General features: G+C 52.7%; 13 protein-coding genes. 7 read left to right on the top strand and 6 right to left on the bottom strand.

Translation table 11 applies throughout. The features are described 5' to 3' along the window. Positions 1-61: 61 nt before the first annotated feature. The 6 genes from ACO0LM_RS00455 (at position 62) to ACO0LM_RS00480 (ending at position 7,481) form a co-directional block, all read left to right on the top strand. On the top strand, positions 62-1,297 hold the full coding sequence (locus tag ACO0LM_RS00455; RefSeq protein WP_423033264.1) for a branched-chain amino acid ABC transporter substrate-binding protein: 1,236 nt from the start codon (positions 62-64) through the stop codon (positions 1,295-1,297). A gap of 97 nt (positions 1,298-1,394) precedes the next feature. After that, positions 1,395-2,342: a branched-chain amino acid ABC transporter permease gene (locus ACO0LM_RS00460; protein WP_423033266.1), complete on the top strand. Its 948-nt coding sequence runs from the start codon at positions 1,395-1,397 to the stop codon at positions 2,340-2,342. Positions 2,343-2,345: 3 nt separating this feature from the next. Beyond that, entirely contained in the window at positions 2,346-3,632 is a 1,287-nt protein-coding gene (locus ACO0LM_RS00465) for a branched-chain amino acid ABC transporter permease (RefSeq protein ID WP_423033268.1), read from the top strand. Continuing rightward, positions 3,629-4,393 (top strand): ABC transporter ATP-binding protein, encoded by a 765-nt coding sequence (locus ACO0LM_RS00470; protein ID WP_423033270.1) that lies wholly within the window; start codon positions 3,629-3,631, stop codon positions 4,391-4,393. The genes ACO0LM_RS00465 and ACO0LM_RS00470 overlap by 4 nt, the downstream gene beginning before the upstream one ends. Continuing rightward, positions 4,390-5,100: an ABC transporter ATP-binding protein gene (locus ACO0LM_RS00475; protein WP_423033272.1), complete on the top strand. Its 711-nt coding sequence runs from the start codon at positions 4,390-4,392 to the stop codon at positions 5,098-5,100. Before ACO0LM_RS00470 ends, ACO0LM_RS00475 begins: the two co-directional genes overlap by 4 nt. 302 nt (positions 5,101-5,402) lie before the next feature. Further along, entirely contained in the window at positions 5,403-7,481 is a 2,079-nt protein-coding gene (locus ACO0LM_RS00480) for a 3-hydroxyacyl-CoA dehydrogenase NAD-binding domain-containing protein (RefSeq protein ID WP_423033274.1), read from the top strand. A 200-nt stretch (positions 7,482-7,681) separates the two neighbouring features. On the opposite strand, the gene ACO0LM_RS00485 is transcribed toward ACO0LM_RS00480, so the two are convergent. The 5 genes from ACO0LM_RS00485 to ACO0LM_RS00505 form a co-directional block, all read right to left on the bottom strand. Further along, on the bottom strand, positions 7,682-8,947 hold the full coding sequence (locus tag ACO0LM_RS00485) for a CapA family protein (RefSeq protein ID WP_423033276.1): 1,266 nt from the start codon (positions 8,945-8,947) through the stop codon (positions 7,682-7,684). Positions 8,948-8,956: 9 nt separating this feature from the next. Further along, positions 8,957-10,897: a CocE/NonD family hydrolase gene (locus ACO0LM_RS00490; RefSeq protein WP_423033278.1), complete on the bottom strand. Its 1,941-nt coding sequence runs from the start codon at positions 10,895-10,897 to the stop codon at positions 8,957-8,959. 70 nt (positions 10,898-10,967) lie between these two features. After that, entirely contained in the window at positions 10,968-11,882 is a 915-nt protein-coding gene (locus tag ACO0LM_RS00495; protein WP_423033280.1) for a LysR family transcriptional regulator, read from the bottom strand. Positions 11,883-11,887: 5 nt separating this feature from the next. Next, positions 11,888-13,324: a YfcC family protein gene (locus tag ACO0LM_RS00500; RefSeq protein ID WP_423033282.1), complete on the bottom strand. Its 1,437-nt coding sequence runs from the start codon at positions 13,322-13,324 to the stop codon at positions 11,888-11,890. A gap of 8 nt (positions 13,325-13,332) precedes the next feature. Beyond that, complete coding sequence (locus ACO0LM_RS00505) at positions 13,333-16,206, bottom strand: TonB-dependent receptor (RefSeq protein ID WP_423033284.1); 2,874 nt, start codon at positions 16,204-16,206, stop codon at positions 13,333-13,335. A gap of 495 nt (positions 16,207-16,701) precedes the next feature. On the opposite strand from ACO0LM_RS00505, the gene ACO0LM_RS00510 reads away from it, so the two are divergent. Further along, a complete protein-coding gene (locus tag ACO0LM_RS00510) occupies positions 16,702-18,303 on the top strand; it encodes an ABC-F family ATPase (protein ID WP_422981954.1) in 1,602 nt (533 codons plus the stop codon). A gap of 125 nt (positions 18,304-18,428) precedes the next feature. On the opposite strand, the gene ACO0LM_RS00515 is transcribed toward ACO0LM_RS00510, so the two are convergent. Continuing rightward, positions 18,429-18,995 carry a hypothetical protein gene (locus ACO0LM_RS00515; RefSeq protein WP_423033286.1) on the bottom strand — a complete coding sequence of 189 codons (567 nt, stop codon included), beginning with the start codon at positions 18,993-18,995 and terminating at the stop codon, positions 18,429-18,431. Between the last annotated feature and the right edge of the window lie 284 nt (positions 18,996-19,279).

Below are 19,279 nucleotides of genomic sequence, written 5' to 3' on the forward strand. Positions count from 1 at the left end.
AAGTGGCGATAAAACGAAAAAAATCTAGATTCCAAACTACGAGAATACCGGAGAGAGACAAATGAAATTTCCTTTACGTGCAAGCCTTGCAGCAGTTGCTTTAACCTTCGCCGTACCAGCGGTCATGGCAGATACCATCAAGATCGCCTATATCGATCCACTGTCAGGTGCGTTTGCACCAGTAGGGCAAAACATCCTTAATTCTTACCAACTCATTGCGGATAAAGCGAATGCAGAGAAATGGGCTGGCGAGCATAAATTTGAAATAGTCGGTTTCGATAACAAAGGCAGCACACAGGAATCCCTGAACGTGCTGAAAACCGTCATTGACAAAGGTTTTCGCTATATTACGCAGGGTAATGGTTCCGGCGTAGGCCTGGCGCTGCTGGATGCGGTCAACAAACACAATGAACGTAATCCAGGCAAGGAAATTGTCTACCTTAACCATGCTGCGGTCGACCCGGACATGACCAACAGCAAATGCAGTTTCTGGCATTTCCGTTTCGATTCCAATTCGGACATGAAGATGGAAGCCTTGACCACCTTCATGGCGGCCGACAAGAACATTAAAAAAGTCTATATCATCGGCCAAAACTATTCCTTCGGCCATCAGGTAACACGTGCCGCCAAAGAATACCTGGCGCGCAAGCGTCCGGACATACAAATCGTTGGTGACGATTTGCATCCTATCGGCCAGGTCAAGGATTTCTCTCCCTATGTAGCGAAAATCAAGGCGTCCGGTGCTGACACGATCATTACCGGTAACTGGGGTGCCGATCTGGCCCTGTTGATCAAGTCAGCTAAAGATGCTGACCTCAAAGCCAACTTCTATACTTACTATGCAGCCACGACCGGCGTGGCAACTGCCATGGGTGCCGCCGGCATAGATCACGTGAAATACGTGGCGTACTGGAATGCGAATAACGAAACTTTCTCTGGCAAGGATATTGTTGAAAGCTTCAAGACCAAGTACAAGGATGATTACTACGCCATTGCAACCTATTCGGTGATCTCGGCAATGTCTCAGGCTGTCAAACAGGCAAAGACCATTGACCCTGTGAAAGTGGCCTTTGCCCTGGAAGGCCTGAATTTCAAGAGCCTTAATGGCGACGACGTGATGCGCAAGCTGGATCATCAGATCCAGCAGCCGCTGTATATTGCCACCTGGGTCAAAACCAATGGCAAGGATGTCAAGTTTGATCAGGAAAATACCGGCATGGGTTGGAAAACCAATCAGAAGATCGATTCTTTTGTCGCGTCTCAACCATCTTCTTGCCAAATGAAACGACCTGGCTAAGTAACGCAAAAAGAGAGAGTCACTTGTAGAGTGCACTCTCTTTTTTTTCCTATAAATAGTACGATCGTTCAAGAATTTTCTGAAAAGGATCTTTGCTGTGGAATTCACACTGATCACTTTGTTGAATGGCGTCAGTTACGGCCTGCTGTTGTTTATGCTGTCGTCCGGACTGACCCTGATATTCAGCATGATGGGCGTACTTAATTTCGCCCATGCCAGCTTCTATATGCTGGGAGCCTATTTTGCCTATGCCATCAGTGTCAAAATCGGTTTCTGGCCTGCCTTGATTCTCGCACCACTGGTGGTTGGTTTTCTCGGGGCCATGGTGGAACGTTATGGTCTGCGTTCAGTACATAAATACGGTCACATCCCGGAACTGTTGTTCACTTTCGGTTTGTCGTATGTGATTGTGGAACTGGTGCAGCTGATCTGGGGGCGCTCAACCGTGCCGTATCCTATTCCGGCGGCGCTGGATGGGCCTTTGTTCACGCTGTATACCACGACCTTTCCCATGTATCGCGGGTTCATGATGCTGGTGGCCTTATTGATGCTGGTATCGATTTACCTGTTGCTGACCCGTACCCGCATTGGTCTGGTGATACAGGCAGCACTGACCCATCCGGATACGGTAGAAGCACTGGGGCACAATGTGCCACGGGTTTTCATGCTGGTATTTGGCGGTGGCTGTGCTTTGGCAGGGCTGGCCGGTGTGGTGGGTGGCAATGCCTTTGTCACTGAGCCGGGCATGGCGGCCACGCTGGGCAGCATCATTTTTGTGGTAGTGGTGGTTGGTGGTATGGGCTCGCTGGCAGGTGCTTTCGTGGCTTCCTTGCTGATTGGAGTCTTGCAAACCTTTGCCGTGGCACTGGATTACTCGTTTGTGTCGCTGTTTGCCAAGTTTGGCATGTTGATTACCAGCAGTGCACCAGGCTATTCACTGCTGAGCCTGACCATCGCCCAGGTCGCGCCCATATTGCCCTATCTGTTATTGGTACTCATCCTGATTTTCAGGCCCAGAGGTTTACTCGGTACGCGTGAAGGATAAAAGATGAGCAAACCTTTAGTATTCAAACCCATCAATATTGCCCGCTGGCTGATCTGGAGCAGCTTCGCAATCCTGCTGGTTATCGCCCCTGTGGTTTTCAGTACTGGTGGCTCATTGTCATTGTTGTCCCAGATCGGCACGCTGATGATATTTGGCCTGTCGTTCAATATGTTACTGGGACAGGGTGGCATGCTGTCTTTTGGCCATGCCGTGTATTCCGGACTGGGTGCTTTTTTTGCCATCCACGCCATGAATCTGGTCGCGGCTGGCAGCATGGTATTTCCCATTACCCTGATACCTTTGATCGGTGGTATTGCCGGCATGTGCTTTGGCATCCTGTTTGGCTATGTTACGACCAAAAAGTCAGGGACCACGTTTTCCATGATTACCCTGGGTATGGTGGAACTGGTGTTTGCCTGCTCGTTGATGTTCCCTAGCTTCTTTGGTGGTGAAGGCGGTATTTCCACCAACAGGGTGATTGGCCAGTCATTCATGGGCATCACTTATGGACCGCAAATCCAGGTGTATTACCTGATTGCTTTCTGGTTGTTTATCAGCACCATCGGCATGTATGCGTTTACCCAAACGCCATTGGGGCGCATGGTGAATGCGGTACGTGATAACCCTGAACGGGTGGAGTTTGTCGGCTATGACACTCAGTGGGTACGGTATCTGACCTTGATTTTGTCTGCATTTTTTGCCGGTATTGCGGGCGGATTGTCAGCGATTAATTTCGAGATTGTCACTGCTGAAAATGTCAGTGCCGTGCGTTCCGGTGCAGTGTTGCTATTCACCTTCATCGGCGGTGTAGGTTTCTTCTTCGGTCCCATGATCGGTGCGGTGCTGGGTGTGTTCCTGACGGTCATGTTGTCTGACCTGACCAAGGCATGGCAGTTGTACCTGGGTGTGTTTTTCATCCTGATCGTGATGTATGCCCCCGGCGGTGTCGCCAGCCTGATCATGATGAATCTGCGGGTGGCCAAGTTTGGCATGTTCAAACGGGTCTGGCCTGCCATGTGGAAACTGGTACTGGCCGCTGCATTCACTGCCTTTGGTGTGGTGCTCGGGGTGGAAATGCTGTATCAGCGCACGCTGGAAGCTACCCAAAGCTCTGTCATCAACCTGTTTGGCGTAACCGTGGATACGGCCAGCCACACGGCATGGCTGGTCACTGTCGTCATCATTGCAGTGGGTATCTTTGCCTGCATCAGACTTAAAGGAGGCTTTAGCCATCACTGGGGCGACGTGAATACGGAGATTGAAGAACAGATGCGGAGGGCGCAAGCATGAGTGGCTTTTCGCTGGAATTAAAAGAGGTACGCAAGTCTTTTGGAAGTGCAGAAATTATTCGTGGCGCCACTTTACAAGTACCAAAAGGCGAGCGTTTTGCCATCATTGGTCCGAATGGCGCGGGTAAGTCCACGCTGTTCAACCTGATTTCAGGCCGTTTCCCGATTAGCTCGGGCGATATACTGCTGAATGGCGAAAGCATCAGCGGGCTGAAACCGTATGAAATCAACCGTCGTGGTTTGTCACGCAGCTTTCAGATCACCAATATCTTTCATCGGCTGTCGGTATATGAAAACCTGCGTTGTGCCGTATTGTGGTCGCTTGGGTATAAATATTCTTTCTGGCACCGGCTGGGCGGCTTGAAAGATGCACACGAACGGGCAGAAGCAGTGCTGGAGCAAATCGGCTTGAAACGCCGGCGCAATATCACCGCTGGCTTGCTGACCTATGCTGAACAGCGGGCATTGGAAATCGGCATCACTATTGCCGGTGGCGCCGACGCCATTTTGCTGGACGAACCAACCGCCGGTATGAGCCGCTCTGAATCGGATGCCGCAGTGGAATTGATACGCAAAGTCACCGTCGGCAAGACACTGTTGATGGTCGAACATGACATGAGCGTTGTGTTTGGCCTGGCCGATAAAATCGCCGTGGTGGTATATGGTGAAATCATTGCCTGCGACACACCAGCCAATATCCGCAATAATCAAAAAGTCAAAGATGCCTATTTAGGTGGGCATGCACCGGCGGAGGTTGAATGAGCCTGCTAACGATAAAAAATCTGAATGCCTTTTACGGCAAGAGCCATGTCCTGCATGGGGTGGACATGCACATCAACCCCGGTGAAATCGTCAGCTTGCTGGGGCGCAACGGGGTAGGGCGTTCGACCACGGTAAAAGCGACCATGGGCCAGGTGGATGCAACGGGTTCCATCCTATTCAAAGGGGAAGAGATCATCGGCTTGAAAGCCTTCCAGATTGCCCATCGTGGTCTGGGTTATGTGCCGGAAAACAGGGATATTTTTCCAACTTTGACGGTGGAACAAAACCTGATGCTGGGTGAGAAATCCGGTCGTGATAAAAACAGCAAACCACGCTGGAGCATGGAAGACATGTACCAGATGTTCCCACGCCTGCGTGAACGCAGAAACACCCAGGCCGGCGTCATGTCTGGGGGCGAGCAGCAAATGCTGACACTGTGCCGCACCTTGATGGGGGACCCGGACCTGATCATGATCGATGAACCGACCGAGGGCCTGGCACCAAAGATTGTGGAGCAGGTGGCTGAATATCTGAAAGAATTGAAAAATCGCGGCATCTCTGTCTTGCTGGTGGAGCAAAAACTGGCGATTGCCCTTGAAATTTCGCAACGGGTGTATGTAATGGGACATGGCAGTATCGTATTTGAAGGCAGCCCGGCAGATTTGCGGGCGAATGAAAACATACGCAAGGAGTGGCTGGAGGTGTAGACCTCGGGTTCAGGGACAGGCTGTTTGTTGTCCGCATCGTCCAGACATGTCGGATTCAGCCATGTCTGGACGATGCGGATGCCTGCGTTCCAGGTCAACTTGCCCTGGTCACTTCAAACTTGCCAGACGTATTATTGAATAGCTATCAAAAAATTTTAGATTAAAATAATACGATCGTTCTATTTTGAGGTATAGTAAGGACAGCATCGCTTTTATATCCTGCTTTACAGATACCAGACAGTTAACCAGCCATGAAGCCAGGCCAAGGGCATCCAAACCGCATTTCTAATATAGGAAGAGACATGAGCGCAGAATACCAAGTGAATGGCAATATTGCCGTCATTACCCTGAATAATCCCCCCGTGAATGGCCTCGGTCATTCCACGCGTACAGCCATCGTTAACGGGATGAAACAGGCCCTGAATGATGATGCCATCAAGGCGATTGTAATTACCGGTGCCGGCAAGGCGTTTTCTGGCGGTGCGGATATCAAGGAATTCAATTCCCCGAAAGCATCTGCTGAACCTAGCCTGCACACTGTCATTAATGTGGTCGAAGGCTCCACCAAACCGGTGGTTGCGGCCATCCACACTGTTTGTATGGGCGGTGGCCTGGAACTGGCACTGGGTTGTAATTATCGTGTTGCCGCCAAAGGTGCGCAAATTGCCTTGCCTGAAGTTAAACTGGGCATTTTGCCAGGTGCCGGTGGTACACAGCGCCTGCCACGCGTACTGGGCCTGGAAATGGCTTTGAACATGATCGTTTCCGGTACACCTGTACCATCCGAAAAACTGGCGAAAACAGCCATTTTCAACGAAGTGGTGGAAGCCGACGTACTGACCGCGGCCCTGGCTTTTGCAGCCAAAGTGGCTGATGTGCGCCCCTTGCCCCGTGTGCGTGATATCAAGATCGATTACCCCAACTATGAAGCTTACCTGCAGTTCTCGCGCAATACCGTGCGCGCCATGGCAGGGCCTTTCCCCGCGCCTTTGAAATGCGTGGAAGCCGTAGCCGCAGCTGTTACCAGGAAATTTGATGATGGCATCAAGTTTGAGCGTGAATTGTTCATTGACTTGGTACAGACTACCGAATCCAAGGCCTTGCGCCACGCCTTCTTTGGCGAACGTGCCGCTAGCAAATTACCTGATGTACCGGAAGATACGCCGACACGTCCGATTCAATCGGTTGCTGTCATTGGTGCCGGCACCATGGGTGGCGGCATTGCAATGAATTTTGCGAATGCTGGCATACCAGTACAAATCCTGGAAATGAAACAGGAAGCGCTGGAAAAAGGTTTGGCCACCATTCGTAAAAATTATGAAAACACCCTGAAGAAGGGCAAGCTGACGCAAGAGAAGTTTGAACAGCGCGTAGGCCTGATCACTGGCACGCTGGCGTATGAAGACATTGCACAGGCAGACATCGTGATTGAAGCCGTGTTCGAAGACATGGGCGTCAAAGAACAGGTCTTCAAAAAACTGGACGAAGTCATGAAGCCCGGTGCCATTCTGGCATCGAATACCTCTACACTGGATGTCGACAAGATTGCCGACTTTACCAAGCGCCCTGAAGATGTGATCGGTACCCATTTCTTCAGCCCGGCCAATGTCATGAAATTGCTGGAAATCGTACGCGGCAAGAAAACCGCCAAAGATGTGCTGGCAACGGTATTGGGCCTGTCCAAGAAAATCAAGAAAACTGGTGTGGTATCCGGCGTTTGCGATGGCTTCATCGGCAACCGCATGATAGAACAATACAGCCGTCAGGCCGGCTTCTTGCTGGAAGAGGGCTGCACCCCGGAACAGGTCGACAAGGCGGTCGAAAAACTCGGTTTTGCCATGGGACCGTTCCGTATGGGTGACCTGGCCGGTAATGATATCGGCTGGTATATCCGCAAGCGTCGTTACGTGGAAAAACCACAGATCACTTATTCCAAGACGGCTGATCTGTTATGCGAAATGGGACGTTACGGTCAAAAGACCGGCGCTGGCTGGTATGACTACAAACCGGGCGACCGCAAAGCCTATCCTTCAACTGTCGTGAATGACATGATCATCAAGCATTCTGCTGATCTGGGTGTGGAGCGTCGCAAGATTTCTGACCAGGAAATCGTCGAACGCCTGATCTTCTCGCTGGTGAATGAAGCGGCGTATATCCTGGAAGAAGGTATTGCGACCAGGGCATCGGATATCGACATGGTCTACCTGACCGGTTACGGCTTCCCTCTGCATACTGGCGGCCCTATGTTCTACGCTGACACAGTGGGCTTGACGAATGTGGTCATGTCCATGGAAAAATATGCCAAAGGTCGCCATGGCGATGCCTGGAAACCAGCTCCCTTGCTGGCCAAACTGGCGGCAGAAGGCAAAACCTTTAACTAGTGTAGTGTGGCACGCAGATTGCCGCTTATAAAATCGCGAATTTTTCGTTGAGACAAGGAAAAAACCGCAGCAATACACTAGATGTCCGGGATTGAGATAAGTTAAAACAATAAGCTTTAGTAATACCGTGAGCGGTTGATCTGTCCATGAATATGGACAGATCAACCGCTTTTTTATTGCGTGCTGTATTGGCGACGAGATTAGTTGGCTATGTGGATACGTCCCACGATGGCTGCCGGATTGCGGTCGTCGATGTCGATGCGGGTAGCAAATTTTTCGCTCAGCGATTGCAATGTAACAAGGATTTTTCTGGCCTGGGCACTGTTCGCCAGTGCCGGTAAGCCGCGCGTTTGCATGAACACTGGTTCGGCACCATGTTCATTGAGGACAACAGGTGTCAGTTTGATGGACTTGATGGCTTGTGGATTCAGGTCATCGTATTCCAGTTCAGCCATCACCGACTCCCACACTTCTGACTGATAAAAATTGAGTTTCCTGGTCTGGAAAAAGAAATTGCCCAAACCATAGAAAATCGGTTTGCCCCGGTAAATTTCTATCCCCTGCAAACGTGGTTCACCGTGCGCAAAATACACGTCGGCACCGCGTTCTATGCAACGATGTGCAAAGTCTATACGCCATTGCTCGATGCCACCGGCCGTGTTGACCTGTTTCTGGTTCCAGTGGTGGTTGTGGTGGTAGGCAATCACCATTGCCTGCTGTTTGCGTGCTTCGGCAATGCTATGCTCTATGCGCTGCAGGTCATCGCTATTGATGGTGTTGGCTGCATCGTCAGCAACGGACAGAGTATTCACGCCCACGCTTGTTTTCTTTGCCTGCAGTTTTACCTTGTCAGTGGCAAAGGCAAGCAAGGCAACTGAGGTAAGCTGCTGACCCGGCAACTTGCTGGACTTCATGGAATTAATGGACTTAACCGGCAAATAGCGCGCTGCGCTGGCGGCAGTTTCATCACCTACACCTGCCAGGGGGATTTTTAAATCCTGAAACAGGGTGATCAGCGAGGTGATGCCTGCCACGCCATTGTCACTGACATGGTTGTTGGCAGCGGTGAACATCACCTGATTAGGGGCGAAGCGGATTTTCTGGGTAATCAGATCGACGATGCTGTCACCGTCCACTTCGTGAAAGAAGTCACTGTCCTTGTCGCGTCCGGGTTCTGTTACCCGTTCTGCGCCAATTTTTAGTGCTGATTCCAGTTCCAGGATCACGGTGTCGCTGCTGCGCATGACAGCAAATACCTGGTCCAGTTGATGCCTGATCTTTTGCAATTCGACGTTATTGGCAAACTCAGGCGCGTCATAGGTGGCCAGCTTGTGTTGTAGCATCACCTGGCCAGTCAACAAGACATGTTTGTCATCTGCCTGCGCCGGGCTGGCCTGGCAGATCAGGCCCAGTACCAGTACCAGCGTAGAAAGGGTGGACCGTGCGAAGCGCGTAGGCTGTTTCATAAATCGTCTTTATGCGGGAATGATGGGCAGCACGACATGCGAAGGACGTTCGTTGCCGCAAAATACCACATTATGAGCAATTTTTACCGGTCCGCTGACACCTTCTGCGGCACCGGTATTGGGATTGCAGTCGAACTTGGGAAAATTGCTGCTCGAAATATCGATGCGTATCTTATGCTCTACCTTGAAGACATTACTGACAGGGAAGGCATCAACCGTGACCTGATAGGTGGTGCCCGGCACCATCATTTCAGGTTGCTCCCATGAGTCGCGGTAGCGGGCGCGCCGTATGCCATCGGTGAGTATCATTTCGTAACCATCCGGATAGTCCGCATTGGGTGGATAGACGTCGATCAGCTTGACCGTGAAATCGGTATCTACGCAATCTGAACTTATCCATAAGACTGCACTGACAGCGCCGGTGATTTCAACATCTGCGCTCAGTGGTGCCGACTGGAATACCAGTATGTCGTCACGTTCCCGGAGTGGCGCACTGGAGCCATTGCAAAAGAAGATACCGGGGCCACAACGCTGGTCATAGGCACCACCTGCCATCAATGGCTCGCCCGAGGTGACAGCTCCACCTATGGTTGGCACCGGCTGTTGCGGGTCGTAATCATAGGCGAGTTGCGCCTGCGTTTGTGCTTGTCGTGGCATGGTGGTCGACAAACTGCCATCCTGATGCAGGTAATAGGCAGTTTGACGTGCTCGTTGCAGCGGCCATTCGGATTCAACACGCCAGTTGCCACCGTGCTCCATGCGTCCCTCTGCATTTTTGCGACCACTGCCGCCACCCATCACGAAGATGCACACCTTGGGCATGACATCGTCACTGCCTGACACTTTATTTTTCAGATAGCGTTCGAACCATTGCAGGCGCAGGCTCAGGAAATCTGGTGCCAGATTATTGTCCAGCGTTGCGGCAGGGCCAAAGTCGACGTCGCCAGCATAAGTCTGCGAGCGGTTGCCATGCGTCCAGGGGCCGAGGATCAGGCAGGCTGGCCCTTTGCCGGCTGCTATCAGACCGGCGTAATTGGTGCAGGCAGTGCGCGAATACGGGTCATACCAGGATGACATGTGGACCGTGGCTGCCGCTGGGAACTGTGCATAATACCCTTCTGCATACAGACCAGGCTGGCGCCAGTAGTCATCAAAGCGGCCGCGCTGCCACTGGTCGAACAGATAATCTTCATACTCGGGTGCCAGACTGAGCGGCGATGCACCGGGCTGCCATTGCGCAATGCGATGAAACCATGCTTCGATATCCAATGAGGCCAGCGCCTCATATTTTTCTTTGTCGCCAAGTATGCCTGGGCTTTCCATCGCCCGCTTGATGGCCCAGGTGACCTGTTTCAGCTCGAAGGCGCCACCCTGGCGTATGCCACCCTGGTAAGCGTTGGAAAAACCGCCAGAATCGAGGAACATGGCGACCACGCCAGGCGCATTCATACTGCCCAGCGCTGCCTGGGTGTGCGCGGCATACGACAGGCCCTTGGTGCCTATACGCCCATTCGACCACGGCTGTGCGACTATCCAGGCGCAGGTGTCGTAGCCATCTTCGCCATCGCTGGTGTACTTGACGAATACCCCTTCTGATTCGTAACGCCCGCGACAATCCTGGTAGACCACGGCATAGCCATGGCGCACGAAGAATGCGGCGATGGTCGCACGGTCCATGGCTTGCTGCTCTGTCAGCGTACGTTCGCTGCGACTGGGTTGCGTCTTGCCGTAGGGTGTGCGTTCCAGTATGACCGGAAAGCCTTGTGTCTGGCCGCTGGTTTCAGGTAGATAGATATCGGTCGCCAGTTGGATGCCGTCACGCATGCTCACCATGACACTGCGCATTACGGTGATTGCGTCAGATGCCATCGAGGCAGAGGTAGGGCTGACAACCGGCACCACATCAGCGACGGTATGGCCGGCTGCGGTATGGGTGGGTCTGAATAACATAGATACTTTCAAATATTTGGTTCTGTTCGAGTACAGCAAAGCCACGGAAATCAAGGAAAATGCTTGTGCATCACAGTTCCGGCAAATTCTTGTTGGCAAAGTAACGCTTGGTCTCTTTCAGGAATTCTGTAGCCAGACGACTGGGTGTCGACAGGGATGATGTGACGAACGCATATTCATTGCTCAGTGTCGGTTCGAAGCGGCGCATGACCAGGCCTGGCCGCATGTAAAACGCGGCCAGCAAGCGGTTGACCAGCGCCACGCCCAGCCCGCGTGCGGCAAAGGCACAGGCCGAACTGACCGTATGTGTTTCGATGCGGGCGTCCGGCTGTACACCCGCGCGCGAAAACGTGGCATCAATGGTGGCGCGTGAATTTTGTCCATAGCCTAGCAAGATCAGCGGCTCACCGCGTAACAGCTTGGGCGTCAAGGTACGGTGACGGGCCAGCGGATTGTCTGTCTGCAACACACATACTGTTTCATTGGCGCAGACCGGGTCTTCGTGCAAGTCATCACGATTGACCGGCACGATCAGGAAACCGCCATCAACTGTGCGGGTAGCGATCATCGATTTCGCTACTTCACGGCTGTGCGAATCTACCGAAATGCGTACGCGAGGGAAGCGGGCGCTGAATGCGGCGACGATATCGGGCAAGATGCCTTCGCAAAAACTCGGTGGTGCCACCAGTTTCAAGTGCCCGATACGGAAACCGGAAATGTCGCTGACCAGGCTCTGGATGCGCTGGAATCCATTCAGCGACAATGACACTTCTTCGTACAGCAGCAGCCCGTCCTGCGTTGGCACCAGCCGGCCATGATCACGATGGAATAATTCGAAACCGATCAGCGCTTCCAACTGAGCCAACTGGCGGCTGACGGCCGGCTGCGACATGCCTATGCGTGTCGCAGCGGCAGTCACAGAACCGGTACGGACGATCTCGTAAAACGCCCGCAGGGCTTTTAGATTGAGCAAGTCTTCTTTCATGGCGATCAGTAGTGCAATACCACGGCCAGCATGGTGGCGACTGCGGCAATCACAGTGAACACCCCGAACAGCGGCAAGATCAGACGGAACCAGCGACCGTAAGGAATACCACCGGCCGCCAGGAATGCCAGCAGCATGCCCGAAGTCGGCGAGAACATGTTGACCAGGCCATTCCCGAGGATGAAGGCCAGCACAGTAGTTTGCCCGCTGACGCCCACGCTTTCACCGATAGGACCCAGGATGGGAATGCTGAGTGCGGCCTTGGCAGAGGTAGACGGTATCAACAGCGTCAAGACCATTTCCAGCCCCATAATGATAGGCGCGACCAGTATCGGTGACAGATGTTCAACCTGGGCGGAAGCATAGGCGATGATGGTGTCCAGGATGCGGCCTTCACGCAGCACAATCTCGACACCCCGCGCCATGCCCAGCAGCAGCGCCGCCAGCGTCATCGAATTCATGCCTTCGACAAAGGCATGCGCACCGACCCGTGCGCTCATGCGATAGGCCAGCCCGATGCATAGTGCAGTCACCATGTACAGTGTGGCAAACTGCGAATCACGCCAGCCCAGCGCGGTTGATCCATACACCAATACAGCCAGTGCAATGCAGACAATCACGATCACCAGGAAGTGTGGTTTGGACAAGGGCTTGCTTTCAAACACGGCAGCCTTGGCCGGGCGCGGTTCCATGCGTAGTACAAACAAGATAGCCAGCGTCAGGAAAATTGCCCACAGAGTCAAACGCACCAGTGCACCGCTGAATACCGGCACGCCAACGATGGGCTGGGCAATCAGCAAAGCCAGCGGATTCGATACCGATGCCAGGTAACCGACCTTGGCAGCCAGGGTTAGCAGGGTAAAGCCATATAGCCGGCTCATGCCCAGGCGCTCGGCAATCGCAATCACCACCGGGATGAAGATCAGGTATTCGGTGATCATGCCCAGGAAGGTACTGCCAGCCGATAAAATCACCATCACCACCGGCGTCAGTACCACCACCCGACCGCCAGTCAAACCCAGCAGCCGCTCAATACCGGCGTCGAAGGCACCGGTGGCGCGAAACACCCCCAGCAGGCCACCCAGCAGCAGGATCATGAAGATCAGGTTGGCCGACTTCACCAGACCCGCCGGTACCGAAGTAAAGATGGCGCTCGGTGACAACGGTGCTGCCTCATTCTTGCTTTGAGGCTGCTGGATCAGTGCCGCAGCGCTGAGGGTTTTGGGTATGCCGTGATAGCTGCCTGGGACCACGGGCGATACCTCGGTCGTACCACTGCGCTGGTACTCGCCGGACGGCAAGATCCAGGTCAGCAGTACGCCTATGGCCAGCGCGATGAACATCATCATGACCGGTTCCAGCGCCCAGCGCCGTTTGACGATGTTATCTGTCGCGGGCTGGTCGGCATCTGCCTTGCTTGGCTTGTCTATCATGTTGGACATAGTCATTTTCAGAACTTGGTGTTCACACGTGTATAAAAGTAGCGGCCACGTACATCGTAGGTGTATATATCGAAATTGATAGGATTGTTGGCAGCCGATGCGGGTGGTTGCTTGTCAAAGAGGTTGTCTATGCCCATGCCTATGCTGGTTTTGCCATCGCTGAAGTTATACGACAGTTGCAAGTCGTGATACAGCGTGCCCGGTACGTTACCGCCATTGACTGCATTGTTTGGCACATCAGCGGTTGGGCCGATATAACGCGCTTTCCAGCCAGCGGTGATGCTGGAACCGATATAGCGCAGCGAAGCCTGGGCTTTCAGATGCGGGAAGGTCGAACGTGGCTGGTCGGATTTGCCGGCACGTTCGTCCACCACGATGGAACCATCTGGTTGCGGTACATAGGATTTGTAATGCTGCAGATAGGCCAGGTCAAGCGCTGCATCGATCTTGGCACCGGCGACCGGGACCAGATAGCGCAGCGTTACGTCTACCCCTTGCACTTCAATACGTGACAGGTTAACCAGTGCCTGTGTCAGTTGCAGGATCTCGCCGGTATTGGCGCGTTGTACCAGATTACAGAAGGTGCCGGTCTGGGCGCAGGCGGTCAGAATCTGGGTGGCGGTCTGAGAGGCGATGGCGTCCTTGATCTTGATCTTGAATTGATCGAGAGTCACGCTAAACCCTTTAAGCTGTTCTGGCGAATAGGTAAAACCGACAGAATAAGTATCTGCGCTTTCAGGCTTCAGGGTCGCGTTGCCGGACGTGACGCCACGTGGGATGCCGCTGCTATACAGGGACTGGTTGTAGCTGGTGGGAATGCCAGCGCAACCTGGTAAGCCAGCGCCGCCGCCGTTACATGGGTCAACTGCCGGGAAACTGGTTTGTTTCACACCCTGGTACAGCTCAAGGATGGATGGTGCACGGAAACCCTGGGAATACGTGCCGCGTAACAACAGCGAATTGAACGGGCGATACAGCACGCCGAACTTGGTGGTCGCCTTGCCACCTACGGTGGAATAACGCGAATAACGTACTGCCGCATCCAGTTCCAGTTTTTGCACCCATGGCAGATTGGCCAGCAGCGGAGCGCTCAGTTCGGCATAGGCTTCATTCAGGTAGTAGGAACCGGCGGTTGGGTTGCGCGCTGCTGCCGAGGTGGTTGCCTGTGCCGCACCAGATACCAGTGGCAGTACGCTTGAAGCCTGCGAGACAAAAGGATCGGGGCTGTCGTACGCCATTTCGCGACGATATTCATAGCCAGTGGCAATACCCAGCGGGCCGCCTTGCAGTTCCATCAGGTTGCGTGTGGCATTCATACTGAAATCAGTCTGGCTGGTGCCGTTGGTATCATGCGAGTACGAACGGATATAGTCGGCCATGGCTGGCGTGATGGTGCCAAACAGATCAATAGGCACGCAACCTGGCGCGGCAGCACAGGTGGTTGGCGAGGTCATGGCGCGGTAGAGGTTGTCGAAATTGACGCCATTCCTTTGATCGAAGCTGGCTTTGTTTTTCGAATAGGACAGTGTTGCGTCCCAATTCCAATCGCCCCATAGCGAGACCGTGCCTTCCAGGCCGAGCAGCAGGCGACTCATCTTGACATCTTGCAGCACTTCGCGGTTGCCGACTTCGACCGGTACACGCTGGATACGGAAGGTAGAACCAGAAAAGCCCAGCGCATTGGCCGCCGGGACGCCGTTGGCAGTACCGAACGGGTTATACGCCTGATCCTTGGAAATTGAATATCCGTTACTGCCGCGAATATCCAGCAGGTAGGGTGAGAATAGTTGTGACGACTGGCGCGTGGTATAAGTGGCTTCCAGATGCGCCGTTATATCGGGTGTGACCTCGTAGGTCAGGCGACCGAACAAGCCAGCAGTTTTGCTGGGGCCAGTGGCATACATACCCTGGGTCTGCTGGTTGTAATAGTCACCGGGCAGGGTAGCGGTGTGGAAGCTATTGTCTGCCGTAGAACTGGCACCTATGCTGGTGACGCCGGTATTGCGAGTGACGGCATTGGCTGCATTCGAGGCAAAACCAGTCGCGGTGCCGAAATAGGCGTTATTCGACAGGCCAGGTAATACATACAGACCTTGCGGGCTGGTACCAGGAGCGGTCAGCGGCGACAGTGCCACTTTGGTCAGATCACGGTCCGCTGACAAAATAGGGCGGGAATCGTTCATGCTACCTGACAGGAAGACCGATCCCTTGTCGAAGCGTTTGCCCCAGTTCAGGAAGCCATTGTAATTTTCATCATCATTACGGGATGAGGTGCCCAGGCGCATATTGGCTTCGAAACCGTCGAGCTTGCGCTTGGTATGAATATTTACCACACCAGCGATCGCATCGGCACCATAAATGGCCGAGGCACCGTCTTTCAACACTTCAACGCTGTCAATGATGCCCAGCGGAATGGTGTTCAGGTCTGTGAAGTCGCGGAAGCCGCGGCCACCCGCAGCATTCACCCAGCGGTGACCATCGACCAGTACCAAGGTACGGTTGCCACTGCCTTCGGCGCTGCCGAGGTAGCGCAGATTGATGGAACTGACGCCGTAGGATGTACCCTGGGTGCCGTTGGAATTGAGACTGACGCCGGCATTCGGCAACGCCTGCATGATGTCGCCGAGCGAGGTCGGTGCCGCGAATTTAAGGTCATCCTTGGTCAGGGTCAGCATGGGACCGCTGGTTTCCGTATCCCTGCGGGCGATGCGTGATCCCGTCATCACCACCTGCTGGATCGGGGCCGAGGCATCATCTTTTGCCGGTGTCGCGCTGGCCGGGGCTGCAACTGGTGCCTCTTGTCCGTGTGCGAAATGTGTTACAGCCAAACTGAGCGCTACCGCACTGCGCGCCGCTATCGCCTTCCTGTTCTTCATTTTCATAATCGTCCCTGGGGTTAGTGATGCCACGGCAATTTTGCGTTTGCTATTACCTGAGACGATAGTAGGTGGGCCTCAATGTATGATGCAATATTATGATAATTTCGGATTGTCGTATGCAAAAATGGTATGAGGGCAGGGTGGTTTGAACGGTGTTTCAGAGTGAGAAAAGGATGTTTTAGGGAATGTTTCTATGGGGAAATTACGCTGATTGCTGTCGTACAAAAAAGACGATGTTATAAAAAAACAACAGCCTTTGATGCTGAAGAAGCTGTCAGGGCGCGTTGACCTAGCCCCAAAAAACACATTTTATGCAAAAAAGTGCTCCGTGCTATTTTTAGACTTATTCCGGCAAGCCTTCCATTTGCCAGCCTGAAAAGCTCAAACCTGGCAAACCATAAAGAATTTCTCTATAAATCATGGGCTTGCCAATGGGGAGGCAAAACCGCAATGCTATAATGTGAGGTTAATCCTCATATTTATTGCAAAAGGTTTTCTGTGCTTTCTACCGCAAATATCACCATGCAGTTTGGCCCCAAGCCACTGTTTGAAAATATCTCAGTCAAATTTGGCGAAGGTAACCGCTACGGCCTGATCGGTGCCAACGGCTGTGGCAAATCCACCTTCATGAAAATTCTGGGGGGCGATCTTGAACAGTCTTCTGGTACCGTCATGCTGGATCAGAATGAGCGCCTGGGTAAATTGCGCCAGGATCAGTTTGCCTTTGAAGACAGGCGCGTGCTGGAAGTGGTCATGATGGGCCATACCGAGATGTGGGCCGCGATGGCGGAACGGGATGCGATTTACGCTAACCCTGAAGCCACTGATGATGACTACATGAAGGCTGCCGACCTCGAAGCCAAGTTTGCCGAATATGATGGCTACACCGCTGAAGCGCGCGCTGGTGAATTGTTGCTGGGCGTGGGCATACCAATTGACCAGCATCAGGGCACCATGAGTGCCGTTGCACCCGGCTGGAAGCTGCGTGTCTTGCTGGCCCAGGCGCTGTTTTCCAATCCGGATATCCTGTTGCTTGATGAACCGACCAATAACCTGGACATCAATACCATCCGCTGGCTGGAAGACATTCTGAATGAACGTAATTCCACCATGATCATCATTTCCCATGATCGCCATTTCCTGAATCAGGTATGTACACATATGGCGGATATGGATTACGGTACCTTGAAAGTGTATCCGGGTAACTATGATGACTACATGCTGGCATCATCCCAGGCACGCGCACAGCAAATGGCCAACAATGCCAAGGCCAAGGAAAAAGTCGCAGAACTGCAAGACTTCGTCCGTCGTTTCTCTGCCAATAAATCCAAGGCGCGTCAGGCAACTTCACGTGCCAAGCAGATTGACAAGATCAAGATTGAAGATTTCAAACCATCCAGCCGTCAAAATCCTTTCGTACGTTTCGATGGCGAAAAGAAATTGCATCGCCTGGCTGTAGAAGTGCAATCCTTAAGCAAAGCTTACGATAAGCCATTGTTCAAGAATGTCGACCTGATGGTGGAAGCAGGTGAAAGAATCGCGATCATCGGTGCCAATGGTATCGGTAAAACCACTCTGTTGCGTTGCATAGGTGGTGATGACATTACCGGCATGCACGCTGATTATGGCATTGTTAAATGGGCAGAAAATGCCAATGTCGGCTATATGCCGCAAGATCCTACTGAAGAATTTGCATCAGACAAAAACCTGACTGACTGGATAGGTCAGTGGACGCAGGAAGGCGATGATGATCAGGCCGTGCGTTCCATCCTGGGGCGCTTGCTGTTTGGTGGTGATGACGTCAAAAAATCAGTCAAGGTTTTGTCGGGCGGTGAAAAAGGTCGCATGATGTATGGCAAGCTGATGCTGGGTCGCCATAATGTTTTGCTGATGGATGAGCCTACCAATCATATGGATATGGAATCGATCGAGTCACTGAATATCGCACTGGAAAAATATGCCGGCACCCTGATTTTCGTGTCGCATGATCGCGAATTCGTTTCATCTTTGGCGACGCGCGTACTGGAAATCAAGGAAAATAAAATTGTCGACTTCCAGGGTACATATGAGGAATACCTGAGCAGCCAGGGTATTGAATAAGTGCTGTCAATAACAGCAAGTTGCAAAACAAAAAGCCAGGGGTACCTGGCTTTTTGTTTATCTGCATGAATGATGTCTGATTGCGCCAGTTCTGGCTAATGAGTGAGTTTCAGCACTGATTTGTATCAGGCATTGCCGTCGTTTAATAACTGGTCCAGTCGATCACGCAGGCTGCGCGCCATTTCCGGGCCCTTGGCTTTTTGCACGGCCTCTACATAGGCCTGCCGGAGTTCACGGAAATCGTCGATGGTCGATGCCCGTTCCACTTTCAATTGCAGGCCATAACCACGCAAGCCTATGGCACTTTTAATGGTTTCATTGAAGAAGTTATACAGTGCCTGGAAACGTTCTGCATCTGTCATTGCAGGCAGGCTGGGGGCTGCCACTGTAGCGGGTTCGCTTGGCTTGGCCACTGGTGCTGCTGGCGTCGCTGGTGTGCCAGAAGAGGCGTGAGTGTTGCTTGCTGCCGGTATTGATTGGACTGTGATTGCAACAATGAAATCTTGCTCCAGCAGTTCTTGCATGTTTTGTTCGGTCAGGCCCAGTCCTGTTACTTTCCTCATTATGTCGTCATTCGTATGCTTGCCATCCACCATGACCAGCAAGGTCCGCAGGCGTGATGCTAACTGGTGCTTACGGGTCGCAATTTCTTCACGCCCTTTTTCGGTCTTGTCGTAGATGATTACTGTCATATCCCGCTAAAGCCCTTGTTCGTCTCAAAAGTCCCAAAAATTGTATCTATTTTATGTTTTGAGGATACATCAATTCCGGCTGACTGCCAACGGCAAGCAGAGTGTGAAACAGGTGCTATTTCTGGGCTGGCAAATTTTTGATCAGCTTGATAGTCTGTTCTGGAGACTGCGGCTTCGAACAATGATTGTTTGACGCAGTATTGTTGGACGAGCAGCCGCCACATCCAGAACCACAGCCATCGCTCTGTTTTGACAGGCCGTCAAGCACCGGCACAAGGGCAGGG

This window comes from Undibacterium sp. Di26W (assembly GCF_049340265.1).
Classification (GTDB): Bacteria; Pseudomonadota; Gammaproteobacteria; order Burkholderiales; family Burkholderiaceae_D; genus Undibacterium.

Bases quoted from the DNA above. Each gene is read 5' to 3' on its own strand.
- ACO0LM_RS00470 (WP_423033270.1), top strand. From the start codon at position 3,629: ATGAGTGGCTTTTCGCTGGAATTAAAAGAGGTACGCAAGTCTTTTGGA.
- ACO0LM_RS00480 (WP_423033274.1), top strand. From the start codon at position 5,403: ATGAGCGCAGAATACCAAGTGAATGGCAATATTGCCGTCATTACCCTG.
- ACO0LM_RS00490 (WP_423033278.1), bottom strand. From the start codon at position 10,897: ATGTTATTCAGACCCACCCATACCGCAGCCGGCCATACCGTCGCTGAT.
- ACO0LM_RS00485 (WP_423033276.1), bottom strand. From the start codon at position 8,947: ATGAAACAGCCTACGCGCTTCGCACGGTCCACCCTTTCTACGCTGGTA.
- ACO0LM_RS00465 (WP_423033268.1), top strand. From the start codon at position 2,346: ATGAGCAAACCTTTAGTATTCAAACCCATCAATATTGCCCGCTGGCTG.
- ACO0LM_RS00495 (WP_423033280.1), bottom strand. From the start codon at position 11,882: ATGAAAGAAGACTTGCTCAATCTAAAAGCCCTGCGGGCGTTTTACGAG.
- ACO0LM_RS00455 (WP_423033264.1), top strand. From the start codon at position 62: ATGAAATTTCCTTTACGTGCAAGCCTTGCAGCAGTTGCTTTAACCTTC.
- ACO0LM_RS00505 (WP_423033284.1), bottom strand. From the start codon at position 16,206: ATGAAAATGAAGAACAGGAAGGCGATAGCGGCGCGCAGTGCGGTAGCG.
- ACO0LM_RS00515 (WP_423033286.1), bottom strand. From the start codon at position 18,995: ATGACAGTAATCATCTACGACAAGACCGAAAAAGGGCGTGAAGAAATT.
- ACO0LM_RS00475 (WP_423033272.1), top strand. From the start codon at position 4,390: ATGAGCCTGCTAACGATAAAAAATCTGAATGCCTTTTACGGCAAGAGC.
- ACO0LM_RS00500 (WP_423033282.1), bottom strand. From the start codon at position 13,324: ATGTCCAACATGATAGACAAGCCAAGCAAGGCAGATGCCGACCAGCCC.